A 16,429-nucleotide genomic window follows, 5' to 3' on the forward strand; every position below is an offset into this window, starting at 1 on the left:
GTGAGATATAACAGAGCGTGTATTTTACAAAAAAGTGCGGTAGTATTCCGTAAAAAATAAGAGAAAGAGGTGATCAGGTGGTTGAATTAGACCAGTTCAAAACAACATTGAACGCATACAGACACCCGCTCCAGGAAGTAAGGGATTCACTTTGACCTCGCTAATAAAGAGCAGAGGATTCAGGAATTAGAGCGGAAAATGGAGGAGCCGGATTTTTGGAACAATCCGGAGCGTTCCCAGGAGCTTATGAAAGAGCTTAAAAGTAAGAAAGATGATGTGGAAATTTATCATCGGCTCACATCCCAGATGGAAGATATGGAACTTATGATCGAGATGGGATATGAGGAAAATGATCCGGAAGTGATTCCGGAGATCCAGGAATTGTTGGATGAGTTTGAAGCAAGTTTTGAAAATATTCGTATGAAAACATTGTTGTCCGGTGAATACGACAGAGACGATGCCATTGTGACCCTGCATGCAGGTGCCGGTGGAACAGAGTCCTGTGACTGGGCAAGTATGCTGTATCGTATGTACACCAGATGGGCATCTGCCAAAGGATTTGAAGTGGAAGTGCTGGATTATCTGGACGGTGAGGAAGCAGGCATTAAGTCTGTTACATTCCAGGTGCACGGAGAGAATGCCTATGGTTATCTGAAGTCCGAGAAAGGGGTCCACAGACTGGTGCGTATTTCCCCGTTCAATGCGGCTGGAAAACGGCAGACATCCTTTGTATCCTGTGATGTTATGCCGGATATCGAGGAAGATGTGGAAGTGGAGATCAACGAAGATGATCTGCGCATCGATACCTACCGATCCAGTGGAGCCGGTGGACAGCATATCAATAAGACTTCATCTGCAATTCGTATTACGCATCTGCCGACAGGTATCGTAGTTCAGTGCCAGAATGAGCGTTCCCAGCATATGAATAAAGATAAGGCAATGCAGATGTTGAAAGCAAAACTGTATCTGTTGAAACAGCAGGAAAATGCGGAGAAAGCAGCTGACATTCGCGGCGATGTCACAGAGATCGGCTGGGGCAATCAGATCCGGTCTTACGTTATGCAGCCGTATACAATGGTGAAAGATCATCGTACCAATGCGGAGACAGGAAACGTAGACAGTGTCATGGATGGAAATATTGATCTTTTTATCAATGCATATCTGAAATGGATTACATTGAGCAAAAAAGATCAGGAGGCATAAAGAGGAGAAATTACCATGGGTATTATCAGAGCAGCAGCAAAAAGTCTCAGTTCAGGGTTGGCAGATCAGTGGCTGGAAGTCATTGAGCCTTCTGATATGGGTGCACAGACCTTGATGACACCGGGCATTATGGTGAATCGAAAATCACAGAACCGCAAAGGAAGCAGACATGTGATTTCTGACGGATCAGTGATCCATGTATATGATAATCAGCTTATGGTTCTGACCGATGGAGGGAAAATCATTGATTACACCGCAGAGCCAGGTTACTTTGAAGTGAACAATGCTGCAGAACCGTCTCTGTTTAACGGAGATTTTTCCGGCGCGATGCAGGCGACATTTGAGCGTGTGAAGTATGGTGGTCAGTCCCCTACAGAGCAGAAGGTGTATTACCTGAATTTGCAGGAAATCAAGGGTATTAAATTCGGTACAAGAAATCCGATCAACTATTTTGATAACTTTTATAATGCAGAGCTGTTTCTGCGGACGCATGGAACCTATTCTATTCGTATTACCGATCCATTGAGATTTTATGCGGAAGTTATTCCGAGAAATATGGATCAGGTGGAAGTGTCTGATGTAAATGAGCAGTTTCTGGATGAATTTCTGGAAGCCTTGCAGTCTGCCATTAATCAGATGTCTGCAGATGGTATCCGGATTTCCTTTGTTACATCCAAAGGGCGGGAACTTGGCAAATACATGGCGGATATTCTGGATGAGGAGTGGAAGCAGAACCGTGGTGTGGAGATTGCATCTGTAGGAATTGCGAGCATTTCCTATGATGAGGAATCCACTAAGCTCATCAATATGAGAAATCAGGGAGCTATGCTTTCTGATCCGACAATACGGGAAGGTTATGTGCAGGGATCTGTGGCTCGTGGCATGGAGGCAGCAGGTTCCAATGCAGCAGGATCTGTGTCCGGTTTTATGGGCATGGGGATGAGTATGCAGGGTGGATCCGGTGTAATGGGGGCAGCTTCTGAGGCAAACCTCCGTCAGATGGAGATGAACCGTCAGCATGCGCAGGCGGCCGGGACGGCTGACATGGCAGCTGCTACATGGATCTGTTCCTGTGGAACAGAAAATACCGGAAAATTCTGTGCGGAATGTGGAAAACCGATGCCGACTGCGTGGACCTGTTCCTGTGGGACAGAAAATACCGGAAAATTCTGTACGGAATGTGGAAAACCGGCACCGGCGGCACCGTGGACCTGTTCCTGTGGAGCCGTAAATACCGGAAAATTCTGTGCAGAATGTGGAAAACCGAAAGCATAAGAGGATGAATATGGCGACAGTCAGTATGAAATGCCCGAATTGTGGGGGCGAATTGATTTTTGACCCGAAAAGTCAGAAATATAAATGTGAATATTGCGGTTCTGATTTTGCTCTGGATGAGATCAGTACCGAAGAGGCAGCGACACAGGCGGTATCCGATGTGGTGCAGGAGCGTGAAGATACCGCTGACAATCACACACAGCAAAGAACAGCAGGTGCTGAAGATGCGGCAGTGCTGTATACCTGTCCGAGCTGTGGGGCACAGATCGTGACCGATCAGACGACAGCAGCAACATTTTGTTATTACTGTCACAATCCGGTATTGCTCTCAGAACAATTATCAGGAGCATTTCATCCGGATCAGATCATTCCATTTGAGATTGACCGGAAACAGGCAGAGGAACATTTCCTTGATTTTGTACAGAAAAAGAAATTTGTGCCGAATGCATTTTTTCAGAAAAATCAGATTGAAAAACTGACAGGCATTTATTTCCCATATTGGGTCTGTGATGCAGAGGTGGAAGGAAGCCTGACAGCAGAAGGAAATAAAGTGCGGGTGTGGGTTTCCGGAGATGAGGAATTTACGGAGACAAGAATTTATCGTATGGAACGGGAAGGCCATGTGTCACTGCGGGAAATCACCAAGCATGCACTGAAAAAAACCGATAATTTACTGGCGGAAGGTGTACTTCCTTATGATTTTTCCAAAGCAGCAGAATTCCGGATGGGATATCTGTCCGGTTTCTATGCGGAAAAACGTGATATTGAACGGAAAGAACTGGAGGAGGAAGTACATCGCGAAGTGGAAAATTGCACCAGAGATCTGCTGGAAGATACGATTCACGGATATAACGGCGTACATATACTTTCAGATCATATCAGACCGATCCGGGAACAGTGGAAGTACACGCTGCTTCCGGTGTGGACTGTGACTTATAAAGGGATGAATGGGAAGATGTATTATTACTCCATGAATGGTCAGAATGGAAAAACGTATGGAGAACTTCCGGTTGACCGGAAAAAAGTATTTCTGTTTGGTGCGTTGTGTGGCGGTATAGCACTGGTGATCATGCTGTTGCTTGGCTACTTTATATTCTGATTCTGGGAGAGGAAAATGAGAATGACAAAAAGAAGAGAGCAGTGGCTGCTCTGGCTGGCAGGAATCGTAGTATGTCTTATGCTCAGCGTGGGTGCGGCAGTTTCTGCACAGGCAGCAGGGCGTCAGGTATATGATGATGCGGGATTGTTTTCCGACAGTGAGATTTCAGAGCTTACAGCAGCTGTTAATGTGGCAGAGGAAGAAACCGGATGGGATCTTATGCTTTTGACGGTAAATGACAGTTCTGTAGGATCGACGCAGAGTTATGCGGAAGAAAAATTTAATGAATACACAGAAAAAGACAACGGAATTGCTTTTGTACTGGATATGAATGCACGTTTGTTTTATATTGCAACTGGCGGCGAAGCTTATGAGTATGTCGGCGATACACGTTTGAATGAATTACTGGATGATGCCACGGTATATGCTGGAGACGGAGATTATTATCAGGCGATGATTGCAATGTTGAATGATACTGTGACTTTTTATCAGGAAGGAAAGCCGGATCATTCTTCTGTATATGATGCCGATCAGGGAATCTATCGGGATGTATCCGGCAGTAATGTGCGGCTGCTGGATTTGAAGGATATCCTGCTGGCAATTGTTATCGGAGGAGTGGTGTGCGCGGGGTTCTGCCTGTTTATCACCGGAAAATACCGGTTGAAATTTGGAAGATACCGGTACAATGCCAGAGAACATGCGACAGTAAAGCTGCGTACAAATGAAGATCATTTTGTGCGTCAATATGTGACGCGCAGAAAAATTCCGAAAGATCCACCGAAAAATGGTGATGGCGGAAATACAAGCACGGTTCATCAGGGTGCGGGCGGACGCACATTTGGTGGCGGCGGCCGGGGATTTTAAGAATCCCCGGTCTTTTTTTATCAGAAGGATTGTGGGAGTGCAAAGCACGGAGCAATCTGTATGATCAAGTTGGATTTTTTATCAAAAAAGAGCAGTTTTTCGTGTGCTGACATCGTTGGTATCTTGAAAAACACAAAAAACAGGGTTGCATACAAGATTTGATTATGATACTATATCTTTACTGTGAAAACAGATGTATTTCTGTGAAACACACATAAGGGGGACACAATGGCAGAAAAAACAAAATATTTTGTTCTGAAGCAGAAAGCAGTGCCGGAGGTTTTACTGAAGGTAGTAGAGGCAAAACGTTTGCTGGATTCAGGCAAGGCAGTTTCCGTACAGGAGGCAGCAGAGAATGTCGGCATCAGCCGGAGTTCTTTTTATAAATACAAAGATGATATTTTCCCATTTCATGATAATGCAAAGGGAAAGACAATCACCATGGTGATTCAGTTGGATGATGAACCGGGACTGTTGTCCGTAGTATTGCGGATCGTGGCAGATTATCATGCCAATATCCTGACGATTCATCAGAGTATTCCGGTCAACGGAATTGCTTCACTGACACTGAGCGTGGATGTGTTAAATGAAACTGGTGATATCTCGCAGATGGTAGATACCATTGAGCAGCAACAGGGCATTCATTATTTAAAAATATTAGCAAGGGAGTGACAAACGATGATTCAGATTGCAGTATTAGGTTACGGTACGATTGGTTCCGGTGTGGCGGAAGTATTAAAAGTAAACAAAGAGAGTATCACAAAGCGCGTAGGAGACGAAATATCTATCAAGTATATCCTGGATCTGCGTGAATTTCCGGGAGATCCGATGGAAGATAAGATCGTACATGATTATGCGGTTATCAAAAACGATCCGGAGATCGCAATCGTGGTGGAAGCCATGGGTGGTGTGGAGCCGGCATACACATTTGCGAAACAGGCGCTGGAGAGTGGTAAACATTTTGCTACTTCTAACAAGGCACTGATTGCAGAGAAAGGTGCAGAGCTCATCCGCATTGCAAAGGAAAAAAATGTGAACTGTATGTTTGAGGCAAGTGTAGGTGGCGGTATTCCAATCATCCGTCCGTTAAATTCCTGCCTGACAGCAGATGTGATTGAGGAAGTATCCGGCATTCTGAACGGAACAACCAACTATATGATGACAAAAATGTCTTCAGAAGGTTCTGAGTTCGAAGATGTACTGAAAGATGCACAGCAGAAAGGATATGCAGAAGCAGATCCGACCGCTGATATCGAGGGACATGATGCCTGCAGAAAGATTGCGATTCTCACATCTCTGGTATGTGGGCAGCAGGTTGATTTCCAGGACATCCATACAGAAGGAATCACAAAGATTACAGCAACCGATATCAAATATGCGAAAGCATTGGGAAGAAGTATCAAACTTCTTGCTTCCAGCTACAAGACCGGAGACAGTTACTGTGCACTGGTAGCACCGTTTATGTTGGCACCGGAACATCCGCTGTACAATGTCAATGATGTATTCAATGCAGTGTTTGTACATGGCAATGTACTGGGCGATGCAATGTTTTACGGAAGTGGAGCAGGCAAACTTCCGACCGCAAGTGCTGTTGTGGGTGATATTGTTGAGATTGCAAGACATCTGGATGAAAATATTCCGGTGGAATGGCGTGAGGAAAAACTGGAACTTGCTGATTACAAACAGTTGAAAAACAGATATTTTGTCCGTACTACAGCAGAGAAAGCTGCTATTGAGCAGGCTTTTGGTGCAGTGGAATATGTACAGGCAGAAGGTGTTACCGGAGAGTGTGCATTTATAACAGCCGAGATGGATGGGGCTGCATATGATAAAGCAGAGGGGCAGATCGGTGCTGTGCTTCAGTCCATTCGTGTAAAATAAAGAATCATTACTGCGTAAAAAGATGCAGAGATGATAGATTGTTTGTTGATAAGAAAATAAAAAAGTAAACAGAGGTAAAAAGTGATGAAATACGTGGTGGTTTTAGGAGATGGAATGGCAGACCGTCCGATTGCGGAACTTGGTGATCAGACCCCGCTTTCCTATGCAGACACGCCGGAGATGGATCAGCTGGCAGCAGTATCAGAAATCGGAATGGTTCATACGATTCCGGAGGGCATGAAGCCGGGCAGTGATACCGCGAACCTGTCAGTGCTTGGATATAATCCGAGAATTTATTATTCCGGACGTTCTCCACTGGAAGCGTTGAGTATTGGCGTTGACATGAAGGATACGGATATTGCACTTCGCTGCAATCTGGTGACTTTGTCTGAGGAAGAGGAGAATTATGAGGAACGTACGATTATCGATCACAGTTCCGGTGAGATCAGCACTGCAGATGCAGCAGTTTTGTTAGATGCAGTTCGGGAAGGGCTGGAGAATGAAACTTACAAGTTTTATGTGGGAACCAGCTACCGCCATTTGTTGATCTGGGATAAGGGAGAAGTGGTTGAACTGACACAGCCACATGATGTGCTGGGGCAGACAATCGGACAGTATCTTCCGGAGGATGCTGTACTTCGTGAGATGATGAGGAAAAGTTATGATATTCTCGTAAACCATCCGATTAATGTAGAACGGAAGAAGAACGGCCTGAATCCGGCAAACTCCTGCTGGTTCTGGGGTGCGGGTACAAAGCCGGCTCTTTCTTCCTTTGAAGAGAAAACACAGCTGAAAGGTGCGATGATCTCTGCCGTAGATCTGTTGAAAGGAATTGCCGTAGGTGCATCCATGAAAGTCGTGGAAGTAGAGGGCGCAAACGGTGGTCTGAATACAAATTATGAAGGAAAAGCGCAGGCAGCAATTGACGTATTGACCAAAGAGGGATATGATTTTGCGTATATCCACGTTGAGGCTCCGGATGAGATGGGTCATCAGGGCAGCGTTGAGCGTAAGGTGAAGGCAATTGAATATCTGGATTCACGGATTATCAAGCCAGTGAAGGAAGGACTTGAAGCAGCGGGAGAGGATTTTCGAATGTTAGTTCTTCCGGATCATCCTACGCCAATCTGCATGCGGACGCATTCATCTGACAGTGTGCCGTATCTTTTATATGACAGCACAAAACCTCAGCAACATGACTGGAAGTACAATGAAGCTGAAGGTGAGGCCAGTGGAAACTACGTGGCGTGTGGCCATGAAATCATAGATTACTTATTTGGGAGGAAGACATGCTAATTGTAAAAAAATTCGGCGGCAGTTCTGTGGCTGATAAAGAAAGAATTTTTAATGTAGCAAAGAGATGTATCGAAGATTATGAAGCAGGAAATGATGTGGTTGTTGTTCTGTCCGCAATGGGAAAGACAACAGACCGTCTCATTGAGATGGCACGCGACATCAATCCGAAAGCTTCCAAGAGAGAGATGGATATGCTCCTGGCAACCGGAGAGCAGACATCTGTTGCATTAATGTCCATGGCTATGCAGTCTCTGGGCGTTTCTGCCGTATCTTTGAATGCATTTCAGGTAGTTATGCATACAACATCAGCGTACAGCAATGCAAAATTCAAACGAATTGATACCGAGCGTATTTTCAATGAACTGGAACAGAGAAGAATTGTTATCATTACCGGTTTCCAGGGAGTCAATAAATACGACGATATCACAACACTGGGACGTGGAGGTTCTGATACCACAGCGGTAGCCCTGGCAGCAGCACTGCATGCAGATGCCTGTGAGATCTACACAGACGTAGAGGGTGTATACACCGCAGATCCGCGTGTGGTTCCAAACGCAAAAAAATTGAAAGAAATTACATACGATGAGATGCTTGAATTGGCAACACTTGGAGCGAAAGTTCTTCACAACCGTTCTGTTGAACTTGCGAAAAAATATGGTGTGCAGTTGGTTGTACGTTCAAGTTTAAACAGAGCAGAGGGAACAATTGTTAAGGAGGAAACAGAAATGGAAGGCATGCTTGTTAGTGGCGTAGCAGTAGATAAAAATGCAGCGAGAATCGCAGTTATTGGTATTAAGGATGAGCCGGGAATGGCATTTAAGGTCTTTGATCTTCTGGCAAAGAAAAATATTAATGTAGATATCATTTTACAGTCGATCGGTCGTGATGGCACAAAGGATATTTCCTTTACCGTATCCCGTGATCAGATGGATGAGGCTGTAAAAGCATTGGAGGAGAACCATGCACGTATCAAAGCTCAGAAAATCGAAGCAGATCCGACCGTTGCGAAATTGTCTATTGTCGGAGCCGGAATGCAGACACATCCGGGCGTAGCAGCAGGTATGTTTGAGGCGCTGTATAACATTGGTGTAAACATCCGTATGATCGGAACATCTGAGATCCGTGTAACGGTTCTGGTAGATGAGAAAGATGTAGATAAAGCAATGCGTGCAGCACATGACAGATTTATCGAGGACTAATAGCGTTCCGATTTTATTCATTATATCAGCTTTCGCTGATCAGAATCAGGCACCAAGCCTTACATGCGTTCGACTTGGATAGAAAAAGCAGGATTATTTCATTGGATAGAAGTAATCCTGCTTTTTTGTGCGATAGCATATGTTCTGAATGAGAACTTTGTTATGAGAACTCTTTCAGATTCAGATAGAACTGGGTATTTGTCTGAAGCATATAAGGAATGATCCACAAAAAACCAAGACCCAGTGTCAGAATACCAAGCAGCCACCAGCCGATGAAAGAAAGCTGCAGCAGAAAATAGTGCAGTTTACGACCTTTCATCAGGCGAAAACTTTCGCGAAGTGCTTCCAATACCCGGTAATCCGGATGATCGAGGAGCAGGTAGGTAGCTTGGGAAAAAGCCAGACCAAGTATGAGCTGGACAACGAAACCGATAGCCAGCAGAATCAATCCGGTGATCAGCTGAGAACTGAGTACCAGCGATGTCAGGACGGCTGAGCGCAATGCTGCAATCGCGGAAACAGCAGCTCCCGGAAGTGTGCAGACAAAGGAAATCAGGATAAGGATAAGCTCACAGCCGATAAACTTGTCCGGTCGGTTTCGAAATGGATACAGAAGATCTGAAAACTGTGGTCGGATGTCTCTGGCTGATTCCATATGCATGTGAGTGATGCCGATATTGAACAGCGCTCCGATCAGGCCGACAAACAGCATGCCGGCATAAGCCCAGATAACCCGGAATATGTGGATATAGTAAAATCCTTCCTGCAGCATGCGGGAAAATGGAATTTCAAGCAGTGCGGCAATGAGCCAGGCAAGAATGCCGGCACCAATGAGCACACTGTAACGTCCAAGCAAAGCACTTCTGGCATTTGCTTTTAAATCTGCAAAAGATTTCATATTGATATCATGCTCCAATCTGTTAAAATAGTGTGAGAACAAGGAGAAAGCAAAAATGAAAGAATCAGAACCAATGCTGGAGACAAGATTATATCGTTGTGGATGGATTTTTTTGCTCATCCTTTGTGTGTGGAAAATTGCAAAAAAGATGCTGTTTCCGCATTTTGTCCTGTCCTTTGGAACGCGTCCGTGTGTATTTTATACGCTGACGGGTTATTTTTGCCCGGGATGCGGCGGAACCCGAAGTCTTCGGGCATTGCTTTCCGGGAAAATTTTCGTGAGTGCGGTGGATTTTCCGATGATATTTTATGCAGCAGTCGTATTTGCCTGGTTTATGATCAGCCAGACGATAGACCGCATCAGCGGACACCGGCTTCCCATCGGCATGAAATACCGTGACACATGGGTGTATGCCGCCCTTGTTATTGTGGTCATTCATTTTGTAGTAAAAAATCTGTTTTATATAAAAACAGGTGTGGAACCGTTTTTATAAATAGTCTCCGGAACCATTATTGTCAAAGATGGAAGTTCCGTTGGAACCATTGTCGGTCCCGGAATTATCGCTGCCTGGATTCAGGTCGATACCGAAATTTTGTTCCAGAGTGTAAGTATAACGCTCCAGAAATTTGTCAAAACCACCATACTGACGGCTGACAGTAATGAAACTTCCGATGGTGATGACTACGCTGATCAGGACACCGGCAGTTCCTATGAGCAGGGCGGTGTGTGCAGCTCCGTATGTCTTTTTTCGGGCGCCTCTGGAAAGCAGTGCAAAAATGATTGCAAGACCGCCAAAGACAAATGCACCGTACAGACAACAAACAGATACAATACTGAGAACGGAACAGATCAGGGCAGCGACAGCCAAACCGTTGGATGCATTTCCCGGTTCGGGATTGCGATGGTACATTTCCTGCTGACTCTGCGAATCTTGAGGATCGTTCCATGGATTTTCATTTTGTTCATACATGTTTTTGTGCCTCCTTTAGACAATGATTCTAACATGTGCATCAGAAAATGACAACCGGAAGAATGTATGATACACTATAGCCGTTTAAGAAAGGAAAGTTAGATATATGGATATTATCAGAAAACTTGCAGAAGAATTACAGATACGACCGGGACAGGCACAGGCAGCTGTCAAATTAATCGATGAGGGTAATACGATTCCGTTTATTTCCCGTTATCGAAAGGAAGCAACCGGAGCACTGAACGATGAAGTGCTCAGAAATCTATATGAACGGTTGAATTACCTGCGAAACCTGGAGGAAAAGAAGGAACAGGTCATTTCTTCCATTGAGGAACAGGGTAAGCTGACGGATGCATTAAAACAGCAAATTCTGGCAGCGGAGACACTGGTGGCAGTGGATGATCTGTATCGCCCGTATCGCCCGAAACGCCGCACTCGTGCCACCATTGCCAAGGAGCGTGGACTGGAACCGCTGGCGAACGTATTGTTACTGCAGCAGCTGGATCATCCGGCGCTGGAAGAGGCCGCAGGCTACATTTCAGAGGAAAAAGGTGTGGCGACGGCGGAGGATGCACTTCAGGGAGCCATGGACATTGTAGCGGAGGCTATCGCGGATGAGGCAGATTATCGGAGCTATATCCGTGAGAAAACTATGAAAAAAGGTACTCTGACTTCCGGTGCGAAGGATAAAGAGACAGAATCTGTATACGAGATGTATTATGATTTTGAAGAGCCTGTGGCAAAACTGGCCGGACATCGGATTCTGGCATTAAATCGTGGAGAAAAGGAAAAAGTGCTGACGGTAAAACTGGAGGCTCCGGAGGATGAGATCATCCGTTATCTGGAGAAAAAAACGCTGCACAGGGATAATCCATATACAACACCATATTTAAAAGCGGCTGTGGCAGACAGTTATGAGCGACTGATCGCACCGGCTATTGAACGGGAAATCCGCAATGCACTGACAGAGTCCGCACAGGAGGGTGCGATCCGTGTCTTTGGAAAAAATCTGGAGCAGCTGCTGATGCAGCCGCCAATCCGCGGTCAGGTAGTACTTGGCTGGGATCCGGCGTTCCGTACCGGGTGTAAACTTGCTGTGGTAGATGCCACGGGAAAAGTGCTGGACACCGTAGTGATCTTCCCGACAGCACCACAGAACAAAGTTGCAGAGGCGAAGGCTGTTTTGAAAAAACTGATCGCAAAATATCATATTACCCTGATTTCGGTAGGAAACGGAACTGCTTCCAGAGAATCAGAGCAGGTGATTGTGGAACTGTTGAAGGAACTCTCAACTCCGGTACAGTATGTGATCGTAAATGAGGCAGGGGCCAGCGTATATTCAGCCAGCAAGCTTGCTACGGAAGAATTTCCGAATTTTGACGTAGGACAGCGAAGTGCCGCATCTATTGCCCGGAGACTGCAGGATCCGCTGGCAGAATTGGTAAAGATCGATCCAAAATCCATTGGTGTTGGCCAGTATCAGCATGATATGAACCAGAAGCGTCTGAGTGAGGCACTGGAAGGCGTTGTGGAAGACTGTGTCAATAAAGTAGGTGTGGATCTGAACACTGCATCTGTGCCATTGTTGGAGCATGTATCCGGCATTAACAAAACAATTGCAAAAAATATTGTTGCATACCGGGAAGAAAATGGTATATTTAAGAATCGAAAAGAATTGTTGAAAGTAGCAAAACTGGGACCGAAGGCTTTTGAGCAGTGTGCGGGATTCCTGCGCATCAGTGAGAGCACGCAGCCGCTGGATGCCACAAGCGTCCATCCGGAGAGCTATGGAGTGGCAGAAGCATTGTTAAAACAGCTTGGTTACTCGAAAGATGAACTGAAAAAAGGTGCAGTTCCGGGACTGCATAAAAAAATCCGTGATTATAAAAAACTGGCGGAGGAGCTTGGAACCGGTGAACTGACTCTGCGGGATATTGTCGGGGAACTGGAAAAACCAGGCAGAGATCCGCGTGAGGACATGCCAAAACCAATCCTGCGCACGGATGTCCTTGAGATGAAAGACCTGAAACCGGGAATGATCTTAAAGGGAACGGTGCGGAATGTCATTGATTTTGGCGCATTCGTAGATATAGGTGTTCATCAGGACGGTCTGGTGCATATTTCACAGATCTGTGACCGTTTTATCAAACATCCGCTGGAAGCAGTATCCGTCGGTGATATCGTAGATGTTCAGGTGATTAGCGTGGATGTGGCAAAGAAACGGATTGCACTGACTATGAAGATAAAAGCAGATAAATAAATCAGACGAGGAAACAGATATATGAAGATAGAGACATTTTCAGCAGAAGAGACCTATGCATTGGGAAAAAAGCTGGGCAGTGAAGCAAAACCGGGGGATGTTCTGACATTGATCGGTGATCTCGGTGTGGGAAAAACGGTATTTACCCAGGGATTTGCAGATGGACTCGGGATTACAGAACCCATCAGCAGCCCGACCTTTACCATTGTGCAGGTGTATGAGGAAGGAAGACTTCCGTTTTATCATTTTGATGTATATCGGATTGGTGATATCGAGGAGATGGATGAGATCGGTTATGAGGATTATTTCTATGGCAGCGGTGTCACCATGATCGAGTGGGCGAACCTGATCGAAGAGATTCTGCCACAGGATTACCAGGAAGTACAGATTGAAAAAGATCTGGAAAAAGGCTTTGACTATCGTACAATAACCATCAGGGAGGTGCATCGCGCATGAAAATTTTAGCCTTAGACAGTTCCGGACTCGTAGCCAGTGTGGCTCTTGTGGAAGATGACAACATGCTGGGCGAGTATACGGTAAATTATAAAAAAACGCATTCACAGACACTGCTTCCGATGTTGGATGAAGTGGCAAAAATGATCGATCTGGATCTGAACAGCATTGATGCCATTGCAGTAGCAGCAGGACCGGGATCTTTTACCGGACTTCGTATCGGTTCTGCAACTGCCAAAGGGCTGGGGCTGGCCTTGGATAAACCACTGATCCATATTCCGACTGTGGACGCCCTTGCCTGCAACCTTTGGGGACATCAGGCACTGATCTGTCCATTGATGGATGCGAGACGCCGGCAGACCTATACCGGTATTTATAAATTTAAAAACGGAGAGCTGCAGACCATTCAGCAGCAATGTGCCGTCGGCATCAGCGATATCGTGGCACAGATTAATGAGATCGGAAAACCGGTGATCTTTTTGGGTGACGGTGTGGCGGTATTCCGCGACTATATAGAAGAAAACTGTCAGGTGCAGCATGATTATGCACCGGCACATATGAACAAGCAGCGTGCGGGTGCTGTGGCATGGCTGGGCCTTCAGTATGCAAAAGAAGGCAGATTTGAGACAGCGGCAGAACACTGTCCGGACTATCTGCGTCTGTCCCAGGCAGAGCGGGAACGTCAGGAAATGTTAGAAAAGCAGCATACCGGGGCATAGTATGAGTAACATTTTGAAAAATATGGAAAAATGCGAAGAAAATACGTTGAAATGTGATGAGGACGTTTCCAAAAGTATGAAGACTGGAGAAGAAAAACGGATAGTTCGTGAGATGCGGCCGGAGGATGTTCCTTCGGTGGCACTTCTCGAAGCGGAATGTTTCTCAGAACCGTGGAGTGAGCAGGCATTTTCAGATGCTCTGAAACAGCCGGAGGCATTGATGATGGTGGCAGAGGATACACAGCAGGTTCCGGTGGGATATTGTGGCATTTATCTGTCTCTGGATGAAGGAGAGATTACAAATGTGGCTGTGCGGCCGGAGTGTCGAAAACAAGGGATTGCAGATGCTATTTTAGATACTGTTTTTATGGAAGCACAGAAGCGTGGAGCAGAGAAAATCTATCTGGAAGTGCGACAGAGCAACATTCCCGCACAGCAGCTGTATGAGAAACATGGATTTGAGTCCTGTGGGCTTCGCAAGAATTTTTATCGAAAACCGACAGAGCATGCCATTGTCATGTGTTGTGATCTGACACGGAGGATAAAAGCGTGAGAGAGGCAGGTATATTATATTGTAATTGCTGTGGAAAAAAGATTCCGGAGGGATATAGCCGGGAAACGGAAGACTTTTTTCACTTTGAGAAGACCTGGGGATATTTTTCCGGCAAAGATGGAACCAGGCAGACGGCGGATATCTGTGAATTTTGCATGGAACAGTGGATCGCACAGTTTCGGATTCCGCCGCAAACCGTGGAAAGGACGGAAATATTTGAATGTTAGATGTATGTTTACTTGGTACCGGTGGTATGATGCCGCTTCCGTACCGAAAATTAACTGCGTTGATGACGCGATATAATGGAAGTAATCTGCTCATTGACTGCGGTGAGGGCACGCAGGTGGCAATCCGGGAAAAAGGCTGGAGTGTACATGACCTGGATGTGATCTGTTTTACTCATTATCATGCAGACCATATCAGCGGACTGCCGGGTCTTTTGCTGACCCTTGGAAATGCAGAGCGTACCAGACCGGTTCACATGATCGGTCCGAAAGGATTGGAACGTGTGGTAAACGCATTGCGGATCATCGCACCGGAACTGCCGTTCTCAATCGAATATCATGAGATTACGGAGCGTGAACAGGATTTTGAGATGAATGGATACTGCATCCATGCGTTCCGGGTAAACCATAATGTACTTTGTTATGGTTATACGCTGGAGATCAAACGGCAGGGCAGATTTGATGTAGAACGCGCCCGTGACCAGGAGATTCCGCAGAAATACTGGAGCCGTCTGCAGAAGGGTGAGGTGATTGAGGATGGAGGCCGCGTCTTGACACCGGATATGGTTCTTGGTCCGCAGCGAAAAGGAATCAAGCTGACGTACTGTACCGATACGCGCCCGGTACCGGTAATCGCAGAATGTGCGAAGCAGGCGGATCTCTTTATCTGTGAGGGCATGTATGCAGAGAAAGAGAAAGAGGCAAAGGCTCGTCAGTACAAGCATATGACTTTTTATGAGGCTGCAAATCTGGCAAAAAGTGCAGAAGCCAGAGCTATGTGGCTGACCCATTTCAGCCCATCCCTGACGAAAGCAGAAAGCTATATGGACGAAGTGCGCAAAATTTTTCCGGAGGCATCCCTTGGAAAAGACGGCCGCAGCATAGAACTGGAATTTGAAGAAAACTGATCATGGTCAGATGGAGAGACAGGGCGTCTGTTAGATAAACAGATAAAAGGATAAACAGATAAAAGTGTCGTATCAGATGCGGCAGATGGGAGAATATTATGGCAGAAAAAGATATTTTGATTCTTGCAATAGAAAGCTCCTGTGATGAGACAGCGGCTGCTGTAGTCAAAAATGGCAGAGAAGTATTGTCCAATGTGATTTCATCACAGATTGCATTACATACATTATATGGAGGTGTAGTTCCGGAGATTGCATCCAGAAAGCACATTGAAAAGATTAATCAGGTCATTCAGGAAGCACTGGATGAAGCACATGTGAGCCTGGATGACATTGATGCTATCGGTGTCACCTATGGACCAGGGCTGGTGGGGGCTCTTCTGGTAGGTGTGGCGGCAGCAAAGGCAATCAGCTATGCGAAAAAAATCCCACTGGTTGGTGTTCATCACATTGAGGGACATATCAGTGCCAATTATATAGAAAATAAAGATCTGGAGCCGCCATTTTTGTGTTTGGTGGTATCCGGCGGTCATACCCACCTTGTAAAAGTATCAGATTATGGTAAATATGAGATTCTTGGCAGAACCAGAGATGATGCGGCCGGAGAGGCTTTTGACAAAGTGGCCCGTG

At 45.8% G+C, this 16,429-nt stretch carries 18 protein-coding genes (1 of these 18 running past the window's edge); 16 read left to right on the forward strand and 2 right to left on the reverse strand.

Translation table 11 applies throughout. From position 1 onward, the window contains the following. Positions 1-77: 77 nt before the first annotated feature. From prfB to ACIRUQ_RS15215, 8 genes are all read left to right on the forward strand, one after another. Positions 78-1,203 (forward strand): peptide chain release factor 2 gene (gene prfB / locus ACIRUQ_RS15180; RefSeq protein ID WP_129900300.1). Its coding sequence is split into 2 segments (ribosomal slippage): positions 78-152 and positions 154-1,203, totalling 1,125 coding nucleotides; the frame shifts between segments, so codons are not numbered across the junction. A gap of 15 nt (positions 1,204-1,218) precedes the next feature. Further along, positions 1,219-2,478 carry an SPFH domain-containing protein gene (locus tag ACIRUQ_RS15185; protein ID WP_022035985.1) on the forward strand — a complete coding sequence of 420 codons (1,260 nt, stop codon included), beginning with the start codon at positions 1,219-1,221 and terminating at the stop codon, positions 2,476-2,478. 10 nt (positions 2,479-2,488) lie between these two features. Then, positions 2,489-3,577 (forward strand): TFIIB-type zinc ribbon-containing protein, encoded by a 1,089-nt coding sequence (locus ACIRUQ_RS15190; protein WP_055290331.1) that lies wholly within the window; start codon positions 2,489-2,491, stop codon positions 3,575-3,577. Between the two features lie 21 nt (positions 3,578-3,598). Next, positions 3,599-4,441, forward strand: a complete 843-nt coding sequence (locus ACIRUQ_RS15195) for a TPM domain-containing protein (RefSeq protein ID WP_055290330.1) — start codon at positions 3,599-3,601, stop codon at positions 4,439-4,441. A gap of 228 nt (positions 4,442-4,669) precedes the next feature. Then, positions 4,670-5,113 carry an ACT domain-containing protein gene (locus ACIRUQ_RS15200; RefSeq protein WP_021740667.1) on the forward strand — a complete coding sequence of 148 codons (444 nt, stop codon included), beginning with the start codon at positions 4,670-4,672 and terminating at the stop codon, positions 5,111-5,113. 6 nt (positions 5,114-5,119) lie between these two features. Beyond that, positions 5,120-6,322 carry a homoserine dehydrogenase gene (locus ACIRUQ_RS15205; RefSeq protein ID WP_022035982.1) on the forward strand — a complete coding sequence of 401 codons (1,203 nt, stop codon included), beginning with the start codon at positions 5,120-5,122 and terminating at the stop codon, positions 6,320-6,322. An 84-nt stretch (positions 6,323-6,406) separates the two neighbouring features. Next, the gene (locus ACIRUQ_RS15210) at positions 6,407-7,618 is read left to right on the forward strand and encodes a cofactor-independent phosphoglycerate mutase (protein WP_021740669.1); all 1,212 of its coding nucleotides are present in this window, start codon (positions 6,407-6,409) and stop codon (positions 7,616-7,618) included. Next, positions 7,612-8,817: an aspartate kinase gene (locus ACIRUQ_RS15215; protein WP_022035981.1), complete on the forward strand. Its 1,206-nt coding sequence runs from the start codon at positions 7,612-7,614 to the stop codon at positions 8,815-8,817. The genes ACIRUQ_RS15210 and ACIRUQ_RS15215 overlap by 7 nt, the downstream gene beginning before the upstream one ends. Before the next feature lie 160 nt (positions 8,818-8,977). On the opposite strand, the gene ACIRUQ_RS15220 is transcribed toward ACIRUQ_RS15215, so the two are convergent. Beyond that, positions 8,978-9,715 carry a DUF975 family protein gene (locus tag ACIRUQ_RS15220; protein WP_021740671.1) on the reverse strand — a complete coding sequence of 246 codons (738 nt, stop codon included), beginning with the start codon at positions 9,713-9,715 and terminating at the stop codon, positions 8,978-8,980. Between the two features lie 55 nt (positions 9,716-9,770). On the opposite strand from ACIRUQ_RS15220, the gene ACIRUQ_RS15225 reads away from it, so the two are divergent. Beyond that, a complete protein-coding gene (locus tag ACIRUQ_RS15225; protein ID WP_070103966.1) occupies positions 9,771-10,208 on the forward strand; it encodes a DUF2752 domain-containing protein in 438 nt (145 codons plus the stop codon). Here ACIRUQ_RS15225 and ACIRUQ_RS15230 read toward each other — a convergent pair. Next, the gene (locus ACIRUQ_RS15230; RefSeq protein ID WP_021740673.1) at positions 10,203-10,685 is read right to left on the reverse strand and encodes a DUF4190 domain-containing protein; all 483 of its coding nucleotides are present in this window, start codon (positions 10,683-10,685) and stop codon (positions 10,203-10,205) included. The genes ACIRUQ_RS15225 and ACIRUQ_RS15230 overlap by 6 nt on opposite strands. A gap of 106 nt (positions 10,686-10,791) precedes the next feature. On the opposite strand from ACIRUQ_RS15230, the gene ACIRUQ_RS15235 reads away from it, so the two are divergent. The 7 genes from ACIRUQ_RS15235 to tsaD all read left to right on the forward strand — a co-directional run. After that, positions 10,792-12,945, forward strand: a complete 2,154-nt coding sequence (locus ACIRUQ_RS15235; RefSeq protein WP_021740674.1) for a Tex family protein — start codon at positions 10,792-10,794, stop codon at positions 12,943-12,945. Between the two features lie 21 nt (positions 12,946-12,966). Beyond that, positions 12,967-13,401 (forward strand): tRNA (adenosine(37)-N6)-threonylcarbamoyltransferase complex ATPase subunit type 1 TsaE, encoded by a 435-nt coding sequence (gene tsaE / locus ACIRUQ_RS15240; RefSeq protein WP_021740675.1) that lies wholly within the window; start codon positions 12,967-12,969, stop codon positions 13,399-13,401. Continuing rightward, entirely contained in the window at positions 13,398-14,117 is a 720-nt protein-coding gene (tsaB, locus tag ACIRUQ_RS15245) for a tRNA (adenosine(37)-N6)-threonylcarbamoyltransferase complex dimerization subunit type 1 TsaB (RefSeq protein ID WP_055290329.1), read from the forward strand. The genes tsaE and tsaB overlap by 4 nt, the downstream gene beginning before the upstream one ends. 1 nt (position 14,118) lies before the next feature. Next, positions 14,119-14,670, forward strand: coding sequence for a ribosomal protein S18-alanine N-acetyltransferase (rimI, locus tag ACIRUQ_RS15250; protein ID WP_242853607.1), 552 nt, complete (start codon positions 14,119-14,121; stop codon positions 14,668-14,670). Further along, positions 14,667-14,897: a hypothetical protein gene (locus tag ACIRUQ_RS15255; RefSeq protein WP_021740678.1), complete on the forward strand. Its 231-nt coding sequence runs from the start codon at positions 14,667-14,669 to the stop codon at positions 14,895-14,897. Before rimI ends, ACIRUQ_RS15255 begins: the two co-directional genes overlap by 4 nt. Further along, complete coding sequence (locus ACIRUQ_RS15260) at positions 14,891-15,802, forward strand: ribonuclease Z (RefSeq protein WP_055290328.1); 912 nt, start codon at positions 14,891-14,893, stop codon at positions 15,800-15,802. The genes ACIRUQ_RS15255 and ACIRUQ_RS15260 overlap by 7 nt, the downstream gene beginning before the upstream one ends. A gap of 98 nt (positions 15,803-15,900) precedes the next feature. Continuing rightward, on the forward strand, positions 15,901-16,429 hold the 5' portion of the coding sequence (tsaD, locus tag ACIRUQ_RS15265) for a tRNA (adenosine(37)-N6)-threonylcarbamoyltransferase complex transferase subunit TsaD (RefSeq protein ID WP_055290327.1). 497 nt of this gene lie beyond the right edge of the window; the window shows 529 of its 1,026 coding nt (coding positions 1-529); its start codon is at positions 15,901-15,903; its stop codon lies beyond the right edge, outside the window.

Origin of the sequence: Eubacterium ramulus, from assembly GCF_045002895.1 — a bacterium.
Classification (GTDB): domain Bacteria; phylum Bacillota; class Clostridia; order Lachnospirales; family Lachnospiraceae; genus Eubacterium_I; species Eubacterium_I ramulus.

What these genes read in the sequence shown, in the direction of transcription:
- tsaE (WP_021740675.1), top strand. Translation starts at nt 12,967, where the DNA reads ATGAAGATAGAGACATTTTCAGCAGAAGAGACCTATGCATTGGGAAAA.
- ACIRUQ_RS15205 (WP_022035982.1), top strand. Translation starts at nt 5,120, where the DNA reads ATGATTCAGATTGCAGTATTAGGTTACGGTACGATTGGTTCCGGTGTG.
- ACIRUQ_RS15220 (WP_021740671.1), bottom strand. Translation starts at nt 9,715, where the DNA reads ATGAAATCTTTTGCAGATTTAAAAGCAAATGCCAGAAGTGCTTTGCTT.
- ACIRUQ_RS15195 (WP_055290330.1), top strand. Translation starts at nt 3,599, where the DNA reads ATGACAAAAAGAAGAGAGCAGTGGCTGCTCTGGCTGGCAGGAATCGTA.
- ACIRUQ_RS15215 (WP_022035981.1), top strand. Translation starts at nt 7,612, where the DNA reads ATGCTAATTGTAAAAAAATTCGGCGGCAGTTCTGTGGCTGATAAAGAA.
- ACIRUQ_RS15235 (WP_021740674.1), top strand. Translation starts at nt 10,792, where the DNA reads ATGGATATTATCAGAAAACTTGCAGAAGAATTACAGATACGACCGGGA.
- ACIRUQ_RS15230 (WP_021740673.1), bottom strand. Translation starts at nt 10,685, where the DNA reads ATGTATGAACAAAATGAAAATCCATGGAACGATCCTCAAGATTCGCAG.
- tsaB (WP_055290329.1), top strand. Translation starts at nt 13,398, where the DNA reads ATGAAAATTTTAGCCTTAGACAGTTCCGGACTCGTAGCCAGTGTGGCT.
- ACIRUQ_RS15200 (WP_021740667.1), top strand. Translation starts at nt 4,670, where the DNA reads ATGGCAGAAAAAACAAAATATTTTGTTCTGAAGCAGAAAGCAGTGCCG.
- ACIRUQ_RS15210 (WP_021740669.1), top strand. Translation starts at nt 6,407, where the DNA reads ATGAAATACGTGGTGGTTTTAGGAGATGGAATGGCAGACCGTCCGATT.
- ACIRUQ_RS15190 (WP_055290331.1), top strand. Translation starts at nt 2,489, where the DNA reads ATGGCGACAGTCAGTATGAAATGCCCGAATTGTGGGGGCGAATTGATT.
- ACIRUQ_RS15225 (WP_070103966.1), top strand. Translation starts at nt 9,771, where the DNA reads ATGAAAGAATCAGAACCAATGCTGGAGACAAGATTATATCGTTGTGGA.
- ACIRUQ_RS15260 (WP_055290328.1), top strand. Translation starts at nt 14,891, where the DNA reads ATGTTAGATGTATGTTTACTTGGTACCGGTGGTATGATGCCGCTTCCG.
- rimI (WP_242853607.1), top strand. Translation starts at nt 14,119, where the DNA reads ATGAGTAACATTTTGAAAAATATGGAAAAATGCGAAGAAAATACGTTG.
- ACIRUQ_RS15185 (WP_022035985.1), top strand. Translation starts at nt 1,219, where the DNA reads ATGGGTATTATCAGAGCAGCAGCAAAAAGTCTCAGTTCAGGGTTGGCA.